The 4,991-nt window shown below is 58.4% G+C and carries 4 protein-coding genes; 1 reads left to right on the top strand and 3 read right to left on the bottom strand.

Going from position 1 to position 4,991, the window contains the following annotated elements:
- From AB4043_RS14220 to AB4043_RS14210, 3 genes are all read right to left on the bottom strand, one after another.
- Positions 1 to 323 (bottom strand): response regulator (locus AB4043_RS14220; RefSeq protein ID WP_442307334.1); only part of this gene is annotated, 323 nt, incomplete at its 3' end.
- Positions 316 to 1,401, bottom strand: a complete 1,086-nt coding sequence (locus AB4043_RS14215) for a PAS domain-containing sensor histidine kinase (protein ID WP_442303271.1) — start codon at positions 1,399 to 1,401, stop codon at positions 316 to 318. The genes AB4043_RS14215 and AB4043_RS14220, both read right to left, overlap by 8 nt.
- A 410-nt stretch (positions 1,402 to 1,811) precedes the next feature.
- The gene (locus tag AB4043_RS14210) at positions 1,812 to 4,208 is read right to left on the bottom strand and encodes a tetratricopeptide repeat protein (protein WP_442303272.1); all 2,397 of its coding nucleotides are present in this window, start codon (positions 4,206 to 4,208) and stop codon (positions 1,812 to 1,814) included.
- 116 nt (positions 4,209 to 4,324) lie between these two features.
- Here AB4043_RS14210 and AB4043_RS14205 point away from each other — a divergent pair.
- Positions 4,325 to 4,991: aldehyde dehydrogenase family protein (locus AB4043_RS14205; protein ID WP_442307333.1), on the top strand; the 667-nt coding region annotated here is incomplete at its 3' end.

The raw sequence follows: 4,991 nt of genomic DNA, 5'->3' as shown, positions 1-4,991 counted from the left end.
TCGGATTTCAGAACAAAGCCCTTCGCTCCCGATTTCAACACCTGATATGCGATGCGCTCAGAATCGTGCATCGTCAGAACGATAACGGAGGTCTTCGGAGAACACTGCGCCGATCGTGACGCCACCGCGGAGCCATCCAGCAGCGGCATGGAGAAATCCACAATCGCAATGTCGGGCCGTAGTTGCTCGATCTTCTCTGCTGCCTCAAGCCCATTGGCGGCTTCCGCGATTACGTTCCACCCCTCCCGAGCTGCCAGAAGATTCCGCACACCGCGACGGATGAGTTCATGATCGTCTGCAATCAGGATCCGCAGGTTATCCATTGGTTCGTGCCTCCGCAGGTAAGGATGCAATCAAGGTCGTGCCATTCGCACTGCGCTCCAGACGCAGCGAGCCGCCGAGTTGTTCCAGCCGCTCGCTCATGCTGCTCAACCCTACGCCGGCGGGAAGGGCTCCATTGACTTCACAGTGGTACCGCTTGCCTTCGTCGAAGACGGTGAGGATGAGAGATTCGCCGATTCTTGCGAGAGTGACGTGCACGATGGGACTGCCGGAGTGGCGAAGGACGTTCGCCAATGCCTCCTGCACCACGCGGAAGACGGTGATCTCTACCGCATCGGAGAATCGGCCCAGATCGAACTGAAGGTTGAGGTCGACTACGATTCCACTTCGCACCTCAAACTCTTTCGAAAGTCGTTCGATCACCGGGTAGAGTCCCTCTTCGCCGAGGAGAGGAGGATGCAGCAGGTACGATGCCGTGCGGATGCGCGACGAACATTGCAATGCAATCTCCTTCGTCTGTGCGACCATGTCGCGGAGAACAGGATCGGCGTTTGCTGTCATCCCCTTGAGCAGCGTCAGATTCCAGTTCAGAACCGCCAGCTCCTGGGACATGGAGTCATGCAAATCGCGCGCGATTCTGCGGCGCTCTTCCAGCTGCAGCGTGTCGATGGTATTTGCCATCCGCCGCACCGCATTCTCGGCGCGGTTTCGCTCTGTGATGTCCTGATACAGGCCATAGACACCTTCGAGCACTCCATCGACGATCAACGGAATCCCATAGATCTCGACGTCGACCATCATGCCGTCCTTGCGGCGCCGATGCGCAACCGTATGGACCTTTTCCCCGCGCAGAACGGCCATGCTCAAGGCCTGCGCATCCTCCGTCGTATCCGGCTCGGTGATGAGCTCATCCAGAGTGGTTGCGTGCAGTTCCTCGGTCGAGAACTGAAAGAGCGTTTGGAATGCACGGTTGCACATGACAAAGTCATGCCGTGCGTCGAGAGCAACGATCGCTACCGGGCTGTCTTCAAACAAAGCTCTCAGGTGTGCGCCCGTCGTCGTTGCCTCAAAGACTGGAGATACATGTTCCGCCAAATAAAGCCAATCACACTCACTCATGCTGCCCTCTCGAAAGTCAGGATCAGGGTGATGCGTGTTTTCAATCTGCTAAAGGACTCCAGTGAGTCCTCTTACGGTAGATCCACGATGGAGATTTGCTCCTCTGGCTCAGTGAGTGTTTCTGAGTCTCGCTGCCGGCAGAGCGGCCCGTAAGGAACAGGGATCAGGTTCTTTAGCATCTCGAAATAAAGTGCGATACGGATGTAGCTCTCCCTGGGCATCGATGATGTTTGCCCGGATCGTTCCTAACCGCAACGAGCGCCTAAAATTGTTCGAAATAGAAGCGAAAACTGCCGATACAACTGCCCAGGTGCGTGACGCTCAGCGGGCGCGTTCCTGGAGAAATTGACCGATTAACATCTGATATATCACATTCCTGTAATTCGAATCCAACTTGTTCTACCGATCTTTCACCGTTGCCCTGAGAGCAAACGGTACGCCATCTGCCGGGCGGATGGATCGTCGCTCTTTAATGCCAGCTCGAGCTGTTGCCTGGCCTCCCCCGGAGAGCCTCTGCGAAGCGCAAGGTCTGCGAGCGCCAGGTGGACCTCTCCGTTTTGCGGGCTGGCTGCCGCGGCAAGCCGATATTCGTCCTCCGCAGCGGTGGATTTGTTCTGGGCCATGAGGATGGATGCAAGTCCGAGATGCGCCTTCAGCTGGCGAGCGTCGAGAGCGATGGCTTGGCGATACGGCGCGGCTGCGGCATCGATCTTACCTGCAGCGACGAAGATGTCTCCAAGGTCGGCATATTGGATCGCGGAGCGCGGCTCGATGTGAATGGCCTGCTGCATCTGCTCCGCTGCCTTCGCCCACTGCTTGCTCGAAGCCAGCACCAGGGCGTAACGATGATGGAGATCCGCCGACTCCGGGTTCGTGCGCAAAAGCGATTGCATGGCTGCTTCCGCCTTTTCCATATCGCCCCGGTCGGCGAGCAGCACCGCGAGATTAATCTTTGCCTCGGTCAGACCAGGATCGATTTGTAATGCCTTCCGAAGACTGCGTGCCGCATCATCCGGTTTCGAAAGCCGCGTATAGGTTAACCCCATCAGGTTCTGTGCGTCGGCCATCTCGGGGTCCAGCGACAAGGCATGATCGAGAGCTTGCTGCGCCTGCTGCACGTTCCCCGCCTGAAGCTGGATGTTTCCCAACGTGGTGTAGGCGACAGCATCGTTCGGGGCTGCGTCGATGGCGTTTCCGGCAACCTGCAACGCTTGCGGTAGCTGGTGCAACCGGGCGAGCGCAGCCGCCTGCTCCCGCAGCATTGCCGGCGTATGATCGGGCTGTTTGATCGCCTCGTCATACCAGTGGATCGCTTCAGCGTCGTTCCCTGCCCTTGCCTGAGCTGCCGCCAACGCAAAATAGAAACCGGCGTATTGTGGCTTCTTTACTTCCAGGGCGTGCTGTAACAGAGGAATTCCCTGCTTGAGGTTGGAACCTGCGGCGACCTGCGCGACGGCATAGTACAGGTTGCCTTCGGGCATCTCCGAGAGTAGCCGCGGATCATACGCGGCAACCTCTCCCTGGTACGCAGGAATCGTCTCTTGAATTGGCGCCAGCAGATCGCCCTTCGGCTTATAACGCTGGATAAAGTGGTCGGTCATCACAACATGGACAGCATCTTCGGTCCGGCGCTTCCCCATGTGGCAACCAAGGCAATCGGAGTCTCGAGTCACCGTTGCTGTCGCGAGCCTCGGATGTTCGGCCTGATGGCAGCCCAGGCAGACGGCGCGATATTGCGCGGCTCCGGCTTCTCCGCGCTGCGGACGGTGGGGGTTATGACAGGTGATGCAGGTCATATCGCTCTTCAGATAGCACTTCGACTTCTGCAGCCGATATGCCTGATGGGCTACCTCGAATCGGTCCTTCAACTCTGAGCCCGGCGCGTGGTCGAAGGCGATCTCAAAGTCCTGCAGCGGCTCTCCAGGCTTGAAGGAGTATGCGGTGCGGTCATAGCGACGAATTCCATTCGGCAGAGGAAGGCTTGTCGTCTCCAGGTGGCACTGGCGGCACACATCCATCTGGCGCTCACGCGGCAGGTGGGCCGGATTCACGATAGTGGAGCGCACCTTCTCCTTATTCGCAAACCAGGCGCTGGCTGCTTTGACGTGCGCCGCTCCGGGACCATGGCAACGCTGGCAGTCGATCCCCTCTGGAAGCTGCTCCGCAAAGATGGCTCCATCAGACAGACTTCCGCTGCCGGGGTCTGACGAGGGATAGCCATTGTGGCAGAACATGCAATCTTTCCCGATGGCACGATGGACATCCATCTGTGCGGCCTGATCGTAACCGGGACTCATCGCCCAGTAGCCGCCCAGTTCGGTGTACCAGCTCACCGGCAGCTCGATGAGTTTTCCATCCGTTGTGCGATGAAGATAGGTGCGGGCATGGTTTCCGGAGCCGATCGCGTAGTCCATGCGCTGGGTATAGTTCTCAATTTCCTGCCCTGGATCCTGATTGAGTACGCTTCTTCGCAGGTAGAAAGCTCCATCCTGCTGCACCATCTCGTACCGCTTTCCGGAAGACTGGTGGATCACGTTGTTTCGAGCTTTGAAATCTGCAGCTTCAGTCTGCAGCGAGACCCGATGGAATGATCGTCCCATGCCGGTCTGACTGTATGTCTCTGCAATCTTGGCGTGGCAGCGGTTACAGCTCTGCGGGGCCACATAGCCGTTGGCATACTGCTGATGGTCGCGGGAAGAGGCTGCGCGGGACAGCAGGATTCCGGCTGCCCCCGCCAGGAGGGCGAGCCCTGCAGCGGCAATTCGCCACCGTGAGTGCTCAAACCGAAAGAAGGATCGCGGATTCACCAGATTTCACCGTATTGCGTATTATGCATTGTCGTTTGACTATTCTGCATGGAAATTTGTATGGTGGCTGCACACGTCAAGGGGGTATGCTTTCCCCGACGAATCGAGGTTCAGCAATGGCATCCACAGCGATCGCACCCGATCATACAGCCGTCCCAACTGGGCTGCGCGAGATTACACATTGGATTGGCGGAGCAGAGCGGGCAGGCACATCCGGCCGTTTCGGCGACGTGTATAACCCGGCGACAGGCCATGTACAGGCCAAAGTTCCGCTGGCGAACCGGCAGGAGCTGGAAGCAGCCGTTGCTGCAGCGCGGGAGGCCTTCCCGGGCTGGTCGGCACAGCCTCCGCTGCGGCGGGCACGCGTGCTCTTCCGCTTCCGCGAGCTCTTCGAGAAGAACATGGACCGGTTTGCCGAGATCATCACCTCGGAGCATGGGAAGGTGCTCTCGGACGCTAAGGGAGAAGCGACCCGCGGCATGGAGGTGATCGAATTTGCCACCGGCATTCCGCACCTGATCAAGGGCGAGTTCTCTGAGATGGTGGGCTCCGATGTGGATAGCTGGTCCATGCGGCAGCCGCTGGGCGTGGTCGCCGGCATTACTCCCTTCAACTTTCCTGCCATGGTTCCCATGTGGATGTTTCCGATCGCGCTGGCATGCGGAAATACGTTCATTCTGAAGCCAAGTGAACGCGATCCCAGTGCCTCTATCCGGATTGCCGAGCTGCTCAAAGAAGCCGGACTTCCGGACGGTGTCTTCAACGTGCTGCATGGGGATAAGG

This window comes from Terriglobus sp. YAF25 (genome assembly GCF_052113305.1).
In the GTDB taxonomy this organism is placed as follows: Bacteria; Acidobacteriota; Terriglobia; order Terriglobales; family Acidobacteriaceae; genus Terriglobus.
This window is presented reverse-complemented; position numbering and strand designations above follow the sequence as displayed.